Below are 16,555 nucleotides of genomic sequence, written 5' to 3'. Positions count from 1 at the left end.
AGTAACCATACCTACGGTAAGGCGACGCTGACGTAGTTTGAAGAGATTTTCGAAGAGCATTAACTAATTTCTTCTTACCAATTCCACCATATCATAAGGCAGGGTATTGGCAGCTTCCTTCAAGGAATAGTTCTCTAAGTTATTCACATTTTGTCGTAACTTCTTGGCATACTTGGTCGTAATCAATCGTTTTTCTTCATATTCGAAAATCAACTTGCGCTCCAGATAATAGCCTCTCAGCATTTCATCGATATTGTTGGGTTTGACACGATTGATAACCCGTTCGACAAAGGCACCACTGGTGATAATAGCTGTTTCTCGGAGACGAGAATCCTGCATGAAGCTGATCAAAGAACTCTTATAAACCCCTTTTAGGTTCTCCAAACTTTCGATAATCATCTCTGTATTTTCTAGATAGAGCTCTGCAATTTGGTCATAGTCAAGGGCTCTGAGTTTCTGTGATTCTTCATTTTTCCAACTGCGGAAGGTCTTACCTAAGGTAAAGACTTCGTGAAGGAGAAAACGTAAAATCCGCAAGGAAACAAGGAAATAATAGGTCAATCGTGAAGCAAACTTGCGATTGATACTTTGTTCCATGCTTTTCAAATAGCGTTGGTAGACTCGATAGGCACGCTCACTCATCTTTTCCTCTTCGTAAGCCTGTTCCAAACCATCACTTTCAATACTGAGGATGAGAAGTTTCAAGGCCTCCCAGTCCTCTTGAGCCCCCTTATTTTCTTGACTCAGTATGAGATTTTCAATACGTCCATGGTAATTGTCAATGGCTGCATAGAGGGGAAGTTTATTTTTGGTGTCTTCCAACTCTTTTTCCAACTCTAGCGTTACTTCATTCAAAATAGCGATATGCATGAGATAATCCTTGCTTTCTTCCTGTTCATCAGAAAGATGAGGCAAGACCAAGAGACCGGTTAAAAAGCTTACCAGCGTCACACCTGCGACAAGGAAAAGTAATAGGGGATACTTCTGTTCTAAATCACTTGGTATCAGAAGGATCGTAGCAATCGACACCGTTCCCTTGACACCTGAGAAGGTCAAAAGAAGCATGTCCTTCATATACTTATTTAGCTTTTTCTTGAGACGTCTAGTCCTATAGGCATAGTAGCCATAGATCATGACAAAACGAATAGCAAAGAGGAGAAAGGTCAGGGCTATAAGAGATACCAATAAAAGTAAGGGATTATAGATTGGATTGGTCAAGATAGGCTCTGCTATCATTTCCAACTCCATCCCTAAAATCACAAAGACAGAACCGTTCAGCATAAAGTTCACTGTATGCCATACCGTCTCGGTCACCGTATCCACTTGGGCTTCGAGGAGCGTAATTTTCTTAAAACGGCTTGCCTTTAAAATCCCAGCAACTACAACGGCAATAATCCCTGAAACGTGGACTTCTTCTGCCAGGAAGAAGGTCACCAGAGGCAAACTCAATTCCAGAAGGAGCTCACTGGCTATATCCGTTGCACGTACACTTAGCAAGAAAGTATGGAGGAAGCGATTGGTCATGGCTGTTAAAAAGCCAATCAAAAAACCGCCTAGAATTGAAAAGATGAGCGAACTACCTGCTTGCCCAAGGGAAAAGGCTCCTGTTGTCCAAGCGGCCAAGGCCACCTGAAAGGCCACCAAGCCAGAAGCATCATTCAAGAGTCCTTCACCTTTGAGGATATTGGATACGCGCTTAGGAAAGCTAAAGCGCTCCGAAAGAGAGGCAAAGGCCACCAAGTCCGTAGGCCCAAGCGCAGCCCCAACAGCCAAACAAGCTGCCAAGGGAAGGCTGAGCCAAAGAAGATGAGCCAAGCCACCCAAACTCAGGGTCGAGATAAAAATCACTGGAAATATGAGATAAACAATGATTCGCCAGTGTTTTAAAATAGCCGTAATATCCGCTTCTTCCGACTCTCGGAAAAGTAAGGGACCGATAACTAGGGCCAAAAATAACTCCGTATTGAGGTGAAAATCAGTATTGGGTAAAAAGAGACCAATCACAATTCCCAAAAGAATTTGCACCAAAGGGAGAGGCAAAAAGGGCAGGAGTTTATTGGTTGTACTCGAGACAATCAAGACCAGTAAAAATAGGATGAGGTAAATCAGTAATTCCACGCTCTTCCTCCTTAATCTTTTTTACAACAGGATTCAAATATCTCCTTCTGCTCTTTGATTTTTTGGTCAATCTTGGAACAATCCTTGTGCTCAATTTTTCTCTGGCACCGTTCCATTTCAAGAGCAACTAACTTTTTCTTGATTTTAAGCATTTTTTTGCTCATATGCGCTTGGTCTAGTACTCCCACTGCTCGTTCGTGGTGGGTTGATTCAACAAAATTCTGGCGCATAGCATCCAGCTTTTCACGTAGGTATTGTTTATCCATGTCTATATCTCTCTAATTTTTCAATCATCACTAAAAATGGTGGGTTGTTGACTTGGTTTAAAGTTCGGTAAATGGCAGCTGTATACACTTGTTGATGCAACTGGCTAACAAACTCCAAGACAGCATCCCTCTCGAGGTCGCCTCCTTCATGACCATAGTAGATCATAATAGCAATTCGTCCCCCTTTGACAAGTAAACCACACAGCTTTTCTAATGCTTCAATTGTTGTATGAGGTCGGGTGATGACAGACTTATCAGCTGATGGCAGATAGCCCAGATTAAAAATCCCTGCCTTGGCTTCTGTCACAAACTGGTCCAGTGTCTCATGGCCTTGCAAGATTAACTGGGCATTTGTCAGGCCAGCTTGGTTCAAACGCTCTTGCGTCTTTTCCAAGGCTTGCTCCTGAATATCAAAAGCATAGACTTGCTTAGCTAGCTTGGCTAGAAAAAGCGTGTCATGACCATTTCCCATGGTCGCATCCACTACGATATCGTCCTGAGTTACTACCTCAGCCAAAAAGTCATGTGCCATCTCAAGTGGTCTTTTCATTTTCAAACTCCTGTTTTACAACCTTGCATCCTTGAACGCTTCCACGACGTCTCATTTCAGTTTCAATAGCATTTAGAACTTCCCATTTATTGAGGCTCCACATCGGCCCAATCAGCATATCTCTAGGTGCATCTCCCGTGATTCGATGGATGACAATATGTTTGGGAATGATTTCCAGTTGGTCACAGATGACCTTAACATATTCGGCCTGACTCATCAGTTGTAAGCGTCCCTCATGGTAATCCCGTTGCATACGTGTATTTGTCATGAGGTGAAGCAAGTGCAGTTTAATCCCTTGAATATCGTTATCCGTAACACAGCGGCGGACATTTTCAATCATCATCTCATGGGTTTCACCAGGCAAGCCATTGATCAAATGAGAAACAATCTCAATCTTGGGATACTTTCTCAAACGCTTGACCGTTTCCACGTACAATTCATAAGAATGGGCACGGTTAATCAGATCAGAGGTTGTTTCATAAGTAGTCTGCAAGCCCAATTCTACCGTCACATGCATGCGCTCCGATAACTCAGCCAAATATTCAATGGTTTCGTCTGGTAAACAGTCTGGCCGTGTTCCGATATTGATTCCTACTACACCTGGCTCATTGATGGCCTGCTCATAGCGTTCCCGAATGATTTCCACCTTTTCATGGGTATTGGTAAAATTCTGAAAATAAACCAGATACTTCTGAACATCTGGCCACTTGCGGTGCATAAAGTCAATTTCCTTATAAAATTGCTCACGAATAGGCGCATCTGGTGCCACAATGGCATCTCCAGAACCGGAAACCGTACAAAAAGTACAGCCCCCATGAGCCACAGTTCCATCACGATTGGGACAGTCAAATCCCGCATCAATAGGGACTTTAAAGGTCTTTTCTCCAAAGAGTTTTCGATAATAATCATTCAAGGTGTTATAAGATTTCATAACTTTCATTATAACAAAAAACAACCACAATCTCAAAAGCCTGACTTTCCTATAAATTCCTCTGTTTCTCGTTTCCATTAGCGATTTTTTATGATACAATATGGATATGATTTTAATGAAATTAGCATCTATTTTATTATTGATACTGACCTTAGTAGTCTGCATTATCATAACCAAACTTTTTAGATTAAAAAAACTAGGACGAAACTTTGCGGATTTGGCTTTTCCAGTCTTGGTATTTGAGTATTACTTGATTACAGCTAAAACCTTTACCCATAATTTCCTCCCTAGACTAGGCCTAGCCCTCTCTCTCCTAGCCATTATTCTCGTTTTTTTCTTCCTTTTGAAAAAACGTAGCTTTTACTATCCTAAATTCATCAAATTTTTCTGGCGTGCAGGATTCTTATTAACCCTTGTCATGTATATCGAGATGATTGTTGAATTGTTCTTAATGAAATAATTGAATCCCTAAACATTTTCTAGGGATTTTTGCTTTCTCTACAAAATAAGGTAGATAATAACACTATACAATTTTATACAAAGAAAATCCCTTAGAAACTTATATTCTAAGGGATTTATCTTCTATCTAAGACAAGAGCTTCTCACTAGTCTTTAATGATAACGAAAGTATCAAAATTTCTAGTCTTCTTTTTTACCTTTAGTGGCTACTAATCCTGCACTCAAACCAAGAAGAGCTAAGCCTGCTGCTACTGCTGCTTGGCTTGTCGCACTTCCTGTATTTGGTAACTGGGCTTTGTTAATTTGACTAGATTTACTTGAAGCGATTGGTTTTGTATCTGCTTTTTCTGACACTTGTGGTTTTTTAGCTTCTTGAGCTACTGGTTTGGTTGTTTCGCCAGCTGTACCGACTTCTATAATGCGATCCTGAGCCATAACTTTATCATAGCTATCCTTTTCAGTTCGCTTACCATTTTCAACCTCAATCAAGTGAACACGGATACCTTTTCGACCTTCTTGGAGGACACGAGTTTGACCTACTGGAAGTTTGTCATTCTTTTGTTCCTGAACCTTGAAATCGATTATTTCTTCTTCAATTACAAGTTCTGGTCTGTTAAGCACAAGATTCTTCACTTCGTCTTCTGGAAGAGAGGTGCCTGGTTTGGTTCCAACTTCCACGATACGATCTTGTGCAGCAACTTTATCGTAAGTTTCTTTAAGTTGACGTTTTCCATTTTCTACTTCAATCAAGCGAACACGGACACCTTGTTTTCCTTCTTGGAGGACACGGGTTTCACCTAGATACAACTTATCAGACTTACGCTCCTGAACCTTGAAGTCAATGGTTTCTTCTTCGACTACAAGCTCTGGGCGATTCCGAACAAGATTTTTCAATTCGTCTTCTGGAAGAGAGGTGCCTGGTTTCGTTCCAACCAAGACGATGCGGTCTGTCGGTGCCTCTACCACTTCATGGAGTTTTTCTGCCTTACTTCCATCAGAATTAATTGCTGTAAAGATACGTTCCTTACCAACTTTTCCTTCTTGTTCTACACGAGTTTCACCTAGATACAGCGTAGAATCCTTTTTCTCAACTGTCTTGTAGGCCAAATCGTTTTCAACAAATTCAAGTTTTGGAAGTTCTTCTTGTACAGCAGCAACTGTCTTCTCAGAAACTGGTTTTTCCTTAGTCAACTGGATACGGTATTCCTTGACTTGTTTTCCATTTTCTGAAACAAGACGAACAAGTACTGGAAGACTATCATCGCCACTATCTACCACAGTTGAAGCTACTTGATTGTTTTCTTCAACTGAAACTTTTGGACGTTGACCTTTATAGGTAATTTGATAATCTTGACGATTTTCAGCGAAATCAGGGAGTTCTTTTCCATCTACAAGAATCTTCGATTGAGTGCTTTCTTGAGGAAATTCGCTTGGTGCAAGGAAGGTCATCTCAATCATCGCAACACCGCTCTTATCTGCTTTACGCTCCATACGCCATCTCATGGCTTTGGCTTTAACAGCTTTAAATGTTACGTTGATTTCATCACCAGCTTCAATGTCTTTATCCGCACGATAAGGAACAGCTTCCCAATTTTCTGGGTTGTTGAATGGATGTCCTGATTCATAAGCTTGGTAGTTTGAATAGTAGGTTGGCACTGCAAAGTCTGGACCGACATAGCGCTCTAAAACAAGTTTAGATGGTGCATCTGTACCACTATCTGCAAAGAAGTGAAGTTTGGCTTGCGCAACAGTCCGCTCTACAATCTTACCATTTTCACGGAAGATCACACCTGCTGATACTTCTGGATTAGAAGATGGCGTTTTAGACCAGTTTGTCCAACGACGATTTTCAGAGTGATCTCTATCATTGATATAGTCAACCCGGTCATGAGAACTGTCGTCAATATCATTAGTTGCTGAAGCAAAGGCCTGATTACTGTTTTCATCATAGTTAGGGTTATCTGAAAGAGCCTCACCAAGTTTGTCTGTCACTCGTACAGTGAACTCAGCAGTAAGATTGCTACCAAGGACACGACCTCGAACAGTAAATTGACCTGCTTTTGTCAGATTTTCTGCTGGAACTTCTTCCCATTCAACTGTCAGGTCTTTTGTTTCGTAACCGTCTTTACCTGTAAAGTAAACCGGAACCTTAGTCGGCAATTCAAGTGCTTGACCTAGTTGCAACAAGCGAGCTTGTTTAACCGCAGCAACTGGTTTACGAGAAAGTAAGTCTTTATCCTTAGTGAAGTGCAGACGGTATTCTCCTAAGATGTCGCCATTTTCAGCTTTCGCGATGACACGAACTGGCTCACCTTCACGAACACTTGGAACGACGGTAGCGAGACCATTGTTGCTAACACTTGCTGTGACTGCGGGAACTTTTCCATCTACAGACTCAAGGTAGTAGTCTGTCAAATCAGGGTTGAAGTTTGCTAAGTCTTTGCCGTCAACTTGGATTCTTGTTTGTCCTTGTTTGGCTGCCGCAACTTGTTTCGCAAAGATTTGTACTTCTGTGATAGACGTTCCACGCTTATTATCTGCTTTAACCATGCGAATGCGAACAGCATAAGTTTCAACTTTATCAAAGCTAAAGTGATTCATTTCTCCAGCCTTGAGTTGTTCTGGAGCTTTTAGATTAGTCACTTGTTTCCAATTAGCAGGATCATTAAAGACATGGTTTTCATTACCGACAAAGCTAGGATTCTTAGGAGCTGTTGGAACAGTCTTACCAACATAATACTCTATCACATAAGATTTCGGTGCACCGACTCCATGGTCTTCGTGGAATCCGACACTTAGATTATCAACGGAGCGTTTGCTCAAGATACCGGAATCTCCGAACAGAACACCGACTGAAGCTTCTGGATTACTACGATTCCAGTTTGTCCAACGATTGGCTGGTCGGTCATTAAAGGAAATCAATTTATCGTTGACATTTGAAACAGGGTCGGTTGGATTTGAATCTGAAGCAAAGGCAAGTGGCAATTCTGAACCGGTCCATTGGTCAGAAATGTTTGCACCTTGCTCAGTTTGAGCAGATACGCGAACATGAAGTTTAGTTGTTAATTGAGTACCTTCTAAGCGACCATTAACTGTAAAGACACCTTCCTTAGCGTATTGCTCTGGACGAATCGCATCCCATGCAACCTTAGCTGATGAAACGTGACCATTTGAATCATATGTACGAACGCTTTCTGGTAATTGTGGTGCTTCTGCGATTGGAGTTGTCACACTAACTTCTTCAACTGAAACGATGCCTTCTACAGATACTTTAGCACGCGCTTCAAGGTCAATGCCTTCAACTTTACCTAACACTTCAAAGCTTTGATAGTGGTCTAGTTTTTCTTTCGGAATAGCTTGCCAAGTGACTTTGTGAGCTTTAGGGAAACCTTTGTCATACTCAACTGTTACTGTTGATGGAAGAGTAGGTTCTTGGTGTAAATCTGTCACTACATTTACAGGACGGATGGATTGCGCAATCTTCTTCTCAGTATTGGCTTGTATAGTGAGATTGATTTGACCTGTAGCACCCTCATATTCAGCTTTCAGAGTAAGTGCTCCTGGTTTATGCAACTCAAGCATTCCTTTTCGGACTGCAACTTCCCCTTCACCACTTGTAGAGAAGCTCACCTTATCAGCTGGTAATACAGCTTGCGTTCCATCTTGATAATGAGCTCGAACCGACAAGTTGACTGTTTGGTCTTCTTTGAGACCGTCAGCTTGTTCCACTTGCAAGCTCAAGTGAGCAATTTTTGGTGCTTCTTCTAGGAATTGAATTGCATAGGTTTGAAGAGGGCCACCATCTTTAGACTGAACAAAGATGCTCGCACGCATGCCGTTTGCTGCGCTTGCTTGAAGAACTGTAACATCAGCATTTTCAGCACTTGCTATGACTTCTGGCAATTGGGCACCATAAGCAAGAGTGCGGTATTGCATTGGTTGTTGACTAGTAAGCCCTGTTACTGCCTCACCACCAACAGTAACAGTTGGCACTACAGGTGCTGCAACTTTTCCTTCTTCTACCACAAGGGTTGCATGAATAGTTTCTCCAGCTAACTGACCAGTCATTTGAATACGTGATCCTGCTACTGAAAGTTTGGCTTTATCTGCTTCCGCAATCTCCCAGCTATCTACTTCGTACTCTTGTACACTTCCATCGGTTACAAGTATTGACACATATTTATCTACAGTGTTCAAATCTGCTCCTGGAGCAACACGTTTAACTGTTGGTAATTCTTTCGCAATTGCTAGAACCTCAACACGAGCCTCTACCTCACGTCCATTTGCTGTACCTTTAGCAGTCACAACTCCTGCTTGACTAACATCGACTTGAGACCAAGTTACTGGAAGTTTTTCACGACTACCATCGCTGTATACAAAACCTACTGTTTTCGGCATTTTTGGATCTTTACCAATTAATGTACGAACTCTTGCTACTTCTGTCCCTAAAACAGTTTTTTCTTGTCCTTCTTTTTTACCAGTAAAGACAGTTACTTGACTAGATTTCAAGAGATCTGAATGGGCTGTCAGTGTGAATTTACCTGCTTGTTCAGTTGATTTGACAATGGCAACACCTTTACCATTAAATGCTTTACGAATCCAAGAACCATCTGCTTGCGCCTTATAGCGTTCACGGCTGGCTTGTTCCCCGTTATCGACACCGACAAGTTGGCCTTGTCCGTGCAATTGGAAGCGAACCAGATTATTGGCAGTTGGTACTACATTCCCTTGACTGTCAACAATTTCATAGTAGATATATGTCAAGTCTTTTCCATCTGCTGCGATTGCATGATCTTCTTTGATAAGACGAACAGCCGCTGGCTTACCAGCAGTCGTAATCTTGTCACGTGCAATTTCTTTACCAGCTTCATCACGAGCAATTGCTTCCAAGGTACCTGGTTGATAAGCAACTTTCCATTCAAGATAAAGTTCATTAGCATTAGCACCTTCTTGGTAAGTTCGTCCATCGCTAGTTTGTTTTTTGTTGAAAGTCTTAAGACCGAGAGATTTTCCATTCAAGAACAATTCTACACTTGCAGCATTAGAATAAGCACGTACAGGGATTTTATTTTCCGCGTCTGCTACATTGTCTATCAACTCTTTGTTTTCCCAGTTCCAGTGAGGAAGAAGGTGAACCATTGGTTTTTTCTTGGCAGAAACCCATTGACTTTGGTAAAGATAAAAATCATTTTTTGGAATACCTGCAGTATCTACTATACCAAAGTAAGAGCTTTTAACTGGCGTGTTGTTTTGGTTGTGCCATGGAGTTGGTTCACCGATATAGTCCGTACCTGTCCAAATGAATTGACCAGCATAGCCAGCATTGTCACGGTCAAATGTCCATGAAGCAGTTGCCGTTTTACCCCAACCAACACGGTCATTTCCATAATCTGACTGTTCATAGTTACGCCATGACTGATTACTTTGTACCCACTCACGCTCTGGGTGGAAGTAACTTCCTCTTGTACGCGTTGCTGAAGATGTTTCTGACCCATAAATCAACCAGTTTGGATGCTTAGCTCTAAGGGCTTTGTAATTATCTTCAGAGTAGTTAAATCCAACAGCATCGAGTTCATCAGCAATTTTTTCATGCCCACCGCTACCATTACCGAAACGGAACTTATCTGCTCCCATGGTAACATAACGAGTTTTATCAACATCCTTGATAACTTTGACTAGACGTTTAACAGTCGCTAGAGAATGAGGATCCCCATTTGCTTCACCGATTTCATTTCCGATTGACCACATAAAAACAGCAGGATTATTTTTGTCTCTCTCTACCATAGTACGTAAATCGTAGTCGGACCATTTTTCACCTTTTTTAGCCTCAGGATGGGTAGCATCTTTTTCAAAGAAACGTCCGTAGTCATAAGGTTTCTTTCCACCATACCAAGTATCAAAGGCCTCTTCTTGAACAAGTAAGCCAAGTTCAGCTGCAATCTGTAAAGTCTGAGGACTTGCTGGGTTGTGAGTCGTACGAATCGAATTCACCCCCATTTCCTTCATCTGTTTCAGTCTACGGTACTCAGCCTTGTAGTTTTCTTCTGCTCCAAGCGCTCCGTGGTCATGGTGCAAGGAAACTCCATGGAATTTAATGCGTTCACCATTCAAAGAGAAGCCCTCATTTGGAGTCCAGTTATAATATCGGTAACCAAACAGATCTTTCTTAGCATCAACTAATTGACCGTCCCGGTAAACACGTGTAACTAATTCATACAAGGCCGGTTTGTCATTTAAAACCGTCCAGAGTTTTGGTCTTTCAACTTCTAAAATCGCATCAAGACTAGTTACTTCATGTGCTTTCAAGGTACGGCTCTCTGTACGTACTAGACCTGTCACAGCCTGACCACCACGTTCAACGATTTGATATTCTGCTACAAGTTGATGGTCTTTGTCGTCCGTATTGATAATTTTGCTGGTCACATGAGTTTCAACCTTGCCGTGTTGCTGTTGTTCAAGTTTTGGTGTTAAGATGGTTGTCCCATTTTTCTCAACATGAACTTTATCTGTCACTTGTAAAGTCACATCACGGTAAATACCGCTACCTGAATACCAACGGCTGCTTGGTTGTTTGTTGACTGCATGAACAGCAATTACATTCTCACGTCCATCTTTGTTCAAATAGTTAGTGATGTCATATGAAAATTGGTTATAACCATTTGGGTAATGACCCACTAACTGACCATTGACATAAACTTGAGAATCCATGTAGACGCCATCAAAAGTGAGGCGAACATTTTTCTTGAGATCTTTTTCATCTAGTTTGAAAGTCTTGCGATACCAAGCTTCCCCACCGTTAAGCTGTCCACCTTCATTTTGTGCAGGAGATTCATGATCAAAATCATTAAAGATACTCCAGTCATGCGGTAAATCTAATTTTTTCCACGTAGATACATCTGCATCCGGTTTAATGGCTTCCTTAGAATTTGCATTGAGTTTAAAGTGCCAATTTTGGTTAAAATTCACTTTTCTGTCTTCAATCATTTGGTTGACTTCTTCATTTGTCACAGCTTTAACATCTTCCTTGAGCGGTTTTTCTTGACTTGAAGCTTGTGATTCTATCTTTGGAGCTTTTTCTTCAGATTTTGAAGATGCTTTTTCCTCTTTTGGAGTCACTGCTTCATCTTCTTTCTTCTCAGATGAAATAGACTCAGTGGCACTAGGTTGTTTTTGTGCTGTACTTTCAACTATATTTTTAGTTTCCAAAGCTTGATCAACCTTTTCTTCTACTATCGGTTTTTCCTCTTTAGGTTTCTCAGCAGTACGAGTAATAGGTGTTTCATCCGCATTAACTACAGATTCTCCAGCTATATTTCCTGCGAATAGAACTGCACAAGTTCCAATCATTACTGAGCAAGCTCCTACAGCAAATTTACGAATGCTATAGACTCTTTTCCGATTCCAATGGCTTTTTTCCATAAAATCCTCCTTTTAGTAATCGCTTTCATTTTTATGTAAGCGCATACTTTTAATAGTCTTTTACCCTTATTTTATTAAATAATATAGGAATTTTCAATACTCTAGCATATAAAATAATATTTTTGATTGTTTTTTCTAAAATTTGTAGAAGAATTTTAAAAAAACTGAATGTAGTTTTAAAAGAAAAAATACTTATTAACCTTTAAATTAAAAGAAGTAAAAAAGTCCCTTTAAAAGGAACTTCTACTATTTATAATTAAAAGTTTCCCCTGCCAGCTTATCAGCTAGCTTTGGAAAAAGAGTATAAAACTTATGGGCTAGGTTCAACAACATCGGGAGATTGAGTTCTCGTTTGTTTTTTCCTATAATCTTGACAATCTTTTTAGCCACTGCATCTGGTTTCAACAGGAAGCGTTCAACCGACTTGAGATAGCTTCCATCTGGGTCGGCTTGGTCGAAAAATCCTGTGCGGATTGGTCCTGGATTGACAGTCGTTACGTAAATACCATAAGGCATCAGTTCGAGGCGTAAGGCATTTGAAAAACCAATGGCCGCAAACTTGGTAGCAGAGTAGAGACTAGACTTGCTAGTAGCGATCAAACCTGCCATGCTAACAATATTGATGATATGGCCTTTTCGACTTTCCTTCATACGGGCCGCAAGGCGACGAGATAGATTCATCAGGGCAAAGGTATTGACCTCAAACATCTGGTGAATATCTTGGTCGGAAATCTGGTCAAATTCCTCAAAGATCCCGTAACCAGCGTTGTTTATCAAAACATCAATCTTGCCATAACGGAGATAGAGGTCTGCTACCATAGTTTCTAAGGCTGAATCATCGGTAATATCGATTTCAATCAATTCTGCATGGGGATGGTTTCCGTAGAGTTGGGCTAATTTTTCCTTATTTCGACCAAGCAAGATGAGTTGGTCATTTGGCAGGAGTTTGACCATCTCTTGTGCTAGACCACCGCTTGCTCCGGTAATGAGAATAGTACGCATACTTATCCTTTCTCAATCTTTTAGATTTCCACTTCTTCTAAGTCTTTGACCACATGAACATTTTCAAAGACACTAGTAGCGTCTTTTTTGAGCTTGCTGATATCTTTTGAGAGGAAACGGGCACTGATATGGTTGAGCAATAGTCGTTTAGCACCTGCTTCTACCGCTACTTGTGCAGCTTGCATGTTAGTAGAGTGGCCATGGTTACGAGCAATTTTTTCATCACCCTTGCCATAAGTGGACTCATGAACTAGGACATCGGCATTGACAGCCAGCCGCACACTGGCATCCGTTTTTCGAGTGTCTCCTAAAATAGTGATAATTTTACCTGGACGGGGAGCTGAGATATAGTCTGCTGCCTTGATTTCAGTCCCATCTTCGAGAACTACGTCCTGACCGTTTTTGATTTTCCCAAAAAGTGGGCCAAATGGGACACCAGCAGCCTTGAGCTTTTCAGCATCTAAGGTACCTTCTAGGTCCTTTTGCATGACACGATAGCCAACACAGAAAATAGTGTGGTCCAGCTCCTCTGCATACACCGTAAATTTATCGGTTTCAAGGATTTTCCCTAAAGAATCTTGGTCAAACTCATGAAAATGAATACGGTAAGGCAGGCGCGAACCTGACACACGAAGACTGGTTAAGACAAAGGACTTGATTCCTTGCGGTCCATAGATTTCCAAATCTGTCTGCTCTTCATTGGCCTGAAAGGCACGGCTAGAAAGGAAACCTGGCAAGCCAAAGATGTGGTCTCCATGTAGGTGGGTAATAAAGATTTTGCTGACCTTACGTGGTCGAATTGTCGTTTCAAGAATGCGATTTTGCGTACCTTCTCCACAGTCAAAGAGCCAGACTTCGTTAATCTCGTCCAAGAGTTTCAGAGCGAGACTTGAAACATTGCGGGCTTTAGAGGGCTGACCTGCCCCCGTTCCTAAAAATTGAATATCCATTCGATACTTTCTAATTAATCAATATATAACATGGCTGTGCGGTTTTCCGATCGGAAATAGCGCTTGCCAGAAAAAGCTGTGGCTTCTTGTAATAACTCCTCTTGGCTGTAGCCTTTGAGACGCTTACGACCGTCAGCCAAGCTTTCCAAATCTGTCAAAGCTGTAAGTTTTTCCACGCTAACAACTTCCTCGTCCTCGACAGCCTTCATGTAAATCTTGCCAGACTCCTCAAAGACTAGCTGATGAGGGAAAATTTGCGCAATTTCAAAGAGCAAGTCTTCTGAAATAACCTCTTTATTTTCAGAGAAAATTCGACCCAGACCCTCACTCTCATAACAAAAACCAAAGGATTTACCAGACAGATTAAGCCGAATAAAAGGCTTATTTTCTAGGTTGAAACTCGGCTCAGTATTGTAAAGATTCAGTTCCTGACTGAGTTCCGCAAAATAATCCGTCGCTGCTTCAGGACTCTTTTTCTGGTAGAGTTCTGCAAAGTAAGCATTGACCACGCTGGGAGGAGGAGTAATCAGTGCCAACTGCTCCTGCTCTGTTCTACCAGCTAGAAGTTGGTCCAGATAGACCTTATCCAGACTTGTATAGCCCCCATATTTTAGAGCTAAGGTTTTGATATCAGTCATAAAATTCTTCTAACCTCCATTTGTTTTTCTCGGAAATGTAGCCTGTAATGATTTCTCCGTCATCTTGATAGTCACGTTCTTCCAGAATCGCAACACTTTCTAAATCATGAATCTTATAGGACTTAGAAAAAGGCACGCGCAGGGTAAAAGATTCAAAAATATCCTTGATTTTCTCTAAAAATAGTACCTGCAAATTCTCACGACTATCCTCAGACTTGGCAGAAATGAGGGCATATGGAGTTTGGGTCGGCGTAAAATCCTCCACCAAATCCGCTTTATTATAAAGGGTCAGACGAGGAATATCTTCCATGTCCAGATCTTTCATGATGGATAGAACTGTTTTTTCATGCTCCTCGTGGTAAGGATTGCTGGCATCGATAACATGAACCAGAAGGTCCACATGCTTGCTTTCTTCCAAGGTCGACTTGAAACTGGACACCAACTCTGTCGGCAAATCTTGGATAAAACCCACGGTATCTGTCAAAGTTACTTGAAGATTGCCTCCCAGATGGATACTCTTGGTCGTCGCATCCAGAGTCGCAAAGAGCTCGTCTGCTTCATACTGGGTCTTACTGGTCAAGGTGTTCATGATGGTTGACTTCCCAGCATTGGTGTAACCAATCAAACCAATCTTGAAGGTGCTTGACTCCAAACGTTTTTCTCTGACAGTCGCCCGATTTTTCTCAACCACCTTGAGCTGGCGCTCGATATCCGTGATTTGGTTGCGAACGCTACGACGGTTCAGCTCCAGCTGGCTTTCACCAGGTCCACGGGAACCAATTCCCCCTGCCTGACGACTGAGCATAATCCCCTGACCAACCAAGCGGGGCAAGAGGTACTTGAGCTGGGCAAGATGAACTTGAAGTTTCCCTTCATGACTTCGAGCCCGCATGGCAAAGATATCCAAAATCAACTGCATACGGTCAATGACCTTGACACCCAGAACCTCTTCTAAATTGACATTTTGCCGTGGAGTTAAACGGTTATTGACAATGACAGTGGTGATTTCTTCTGCATCTACCATGAGCGCAATCTCTTCTAACTTACCAGAGCCAACAAAGGTCTTAGAATCATACTTTTCACGTTTTTGTCTGTAAGTATCAACTACGACAGCTCCAGCAGTCTTAGCTAGACTGGCCAATTCTTCCATGGAGAGGTCAAAATTATCCATGCCCTGGAGTTCAACTCCAATCAGCAGGACTCGTTCCTCTTTTTTCTCCGTTTCAATCATCTAAAAACTCCTCTATCTGGCTTAAAATGCGGTCCTCCACGCCAGGCTCTCCTATCTGATAAAAAGTGACCTGCATGCGATTACGGAACCAGGTCAGCTGACGCTTGGCAAAACGACGGGTCGCCTGTTTGAGACTCTCACTAACTTCCTCCAAGGTCTGCTCTCCACGGAAATACGGAAAGAGTTCCTTATAGCCAATTCCTTTAGCAGCCTGCACATCTGGATAGTGGTCAAACAACCGCTTGGCCTCATCCAAAAGCCCAGCCTCAAACATCAAATCCACTCGATGATTGATTCGTTCATATAATTGACTGCGTTCATCATCTAAGCAGATAATCAATGGTTCATACAAGGTCTCTTGATTTTCCAAATCCTGACCAAAATGGGCAATTTCCAAGGCACGCATAGCACGACGACGATTAAACTGGGGAATCTCAAGGCCAGCTTGCTCCACAAGATAGGCTAGTTCCTCATCTGTATAGGGCTCTAAACTAGCCCGATAGGCCAAAATTTCCTCATGGGGAGTCTCCCCACCTAAATGGTAGCCTTCTAACAAGCTCTGGATATACAGTCCAGTCCCACCAGCGATAATGGCTAGCTTGCTACGACTGTGAATATCTTCAATAGCCATCTTAGCTTCTGAAACAAAATCAAAAGCCGAGTAAGACTCGGTTACCTCTCTAACATCGATTAAATGATGGGGAACAGCTGCCTGCTCTTCTGGACTAGCCTTAGCCGTCCCAATATCTAGACCTCGGTAAACCTGCTGACTATCGCCACTAACAACTTCGCCATTAAAACGCTTTGCAACTTCAATGGCTAGAGCTGTCTTTCCAACTGCAGTCGGTCCAACAATCACAATTATTTTTGTTTTCATCTTTTTTCCTTGAAAAATTCCCATTTTTTCGTTACTATTATTATAACACAAAAAGGTCAGTCAGAAAAATGTGACCTCTTAAGGAGGCTGGCTGATTGAGAATATAAAGGAGGA

The 16,555-nt window shown here is 41.8% G+C and carries 11 protein-coding genes; 1 reads left to right on the top strand and 10 read right to left on the bottom strand.

Going from position 1 to position 16,555, the window contains the following annotated elements; all coding sequences use genetic code 11:
- Positions 1–63: 63 nt before the first annotated feature.
- The 4 genes from HMPREF2628_RS05160 to HMPREF2628_RS05145 are packed head-to-tail and all read right to left on the bottom strand — an operon-like array spanning position 64 to position 3,874.
- Entirely contained in the window at positions 64–2,118 is a 2,055-nt protein-coding gene (locus tag HMPREF2628_RS05160; protein ID WP_070842529.1) for a cation:proton antiporter, read from the bottom strand.
- An 11-nt stretch (positions 2,119–2,129) separates the two neighbouring features.
- On the bottom strand, positions 2,130–2,384 hold the full coding sequence (locus HMPREF2628_RS05155) for a hypothetical protein (protein WP_000361085.1): 255 nt from the start codon (positions 2,382–2,384) through the stop codon (positions 2,130–2,132).
- Positions 2,377–2,934, bottom strand: coding sequence for a tRNA 5-(aminomethyl)-2-thiouridylate-methyltransferase MnmM (locus HMPREF2628_RS05150; RefSeq protein ID WP_070842528.1), 558 nt, complete (start codon positions 2,932–2,934; stop codon positions 2,377–2,379). Before HMPREF2628_RS05150 ends, HMPREF2628_RS05155 begins: the two co-directional genes overlap by 8 nt.
- A complete protein-coding gene (locus HMPREF2628_RS05145) occupies positions 2,918–3,874 on the bottom strand; it encodes a tRNA modification radical SAM protein MnmL/YtqA (protein ID WP_070842623.1) in 957 nt (318 codons plus the stop codon). The genes HMPREF2628_RS05150 and HMPREF2628_RS05145 overlap by 17 nt, the downstream gene beginning before the upstream one ends.
- 91 nt (positions 3,875–3,965) lie before the next feature.
- Between HMPREF2628_RS05145 and HMPREF2628_RS05140 the strand changes: the two genes are divergently transcribed.
- Positions 3,966–4,325 carry a DUF3397 family protein gene (locus HMPREF2628_RS05140; RefSeq protein ID WP_004269933.1) on the top strand — a complete coding sequence of 120 codons (360 nt, stop codon included), beginning with the start codon at positions 3,966–3,968 and terminating at the stop codon, positions 4,323–4,325.
- A gap of 179 nt (positions 4,326–4,504) precedes the next feature.
- On the opposite strand, the gene bgaA is transcribed toward HMPREF2628_RS05140, so the two are convergent.
- From bgaA to miaA, 6 genes are all read right to left on the bottom strand, one after another.
- Complete coding sequence (gene bgaA, locus HMPREF2628_RS05135) at positions 4,505–11,743, bottom strand: LPXTG-anchored adhesin/beta-galactosidase BgaA (protein ID WP_070842527.1); 7,239 nt, start codon at positions 11,741–11,743, stop codon at positions 4,505–4,507.
- A 246-nt stretch (positions 11,744–11,989) separates the two neighbouring features.
- Positions 11,990–12,745, bottom strand: coding sequence for an SDR family NAD(P)-dependent oxidoreductase (locus HMPREF2628_RS05130; RefSeq protein ID WP_070842526.1), 756 nt, complete (start codon positions 12,743–12,745; stop codon positions 11,990–11,992).
- A 20-nt stretch (positions 12,746–12,765) separates the two neighbouring features.
- Positions 12,766–13,695 carry a ribonuclease Z gene (gene rnz / locus HMPREF2628_RS05125; RefSeq protein WP_070842525.1) on the bottom strand — a complete coding sequence of 310 codons (930 nt, stop codon included), beginning with the start codon at positions 13,693–13,695 and terminating at the stop codon, positions 12,766–12,768.
- Between the two features lie 14 nt (positions 13,696–13,709).
- A complete protein-coding gene (locus tag HMPREF2628_RS05120; RefSeq protein WP_070842524.1) occupies positions 13,710–14,333 on the bottom strand; it encodes a cystathionine beta-lyase in 624 nt (207 codons plus the stop codon).
- The gene (gene hflX / locus HMPREF2628_RS05115; protein WP_070842523.1) at positions 14,326–15,564 is read right to left on the bottom strand and encodes a GTPase HflX; all 1,239 of its coding nucleotides are present in this window, start codon (positions 15,562–15,564) and stop codon (positions 14,326–14,328) included. Before hflX ends, HMPREF2628_RS05120 begins: the two co-directional genes overlap by 8 nt.
- The gene (miaA, locus tag HMPREF2628_RS05110) at positions 15,557–16,441 is read right to left on the bottom strand and encodes a tRNA (adenosine(37)-N6)-dimethylallyltransferase MiaA (protein WP_049493294.1); all 885 of its coding nucleotides are present in this window, start codon (positions 16,439–16,441) and stop codon (positions 15,557–15,559) included. Before miaA ends, hflX begins: the two co-directional genes overlap by 8 nt.
- Positions 16,442–16,555 lie beyond the last annotated feature (114 nt).

Origin of the sequence: Streptococcus sp. HMSC063B03 (assembly GCF_001836965.1) — a bacterium.
Taxonomy (GTDB): domain Bacteria; phylum Bacillota; class Bacilli; order Lactobacillales; family Streptococcaceae; genus Streptococcus; species Streptococcus pneumoniae_F.
This window is presented reverse-complemented; position numbering and strand designations above follow the sequence as displayed.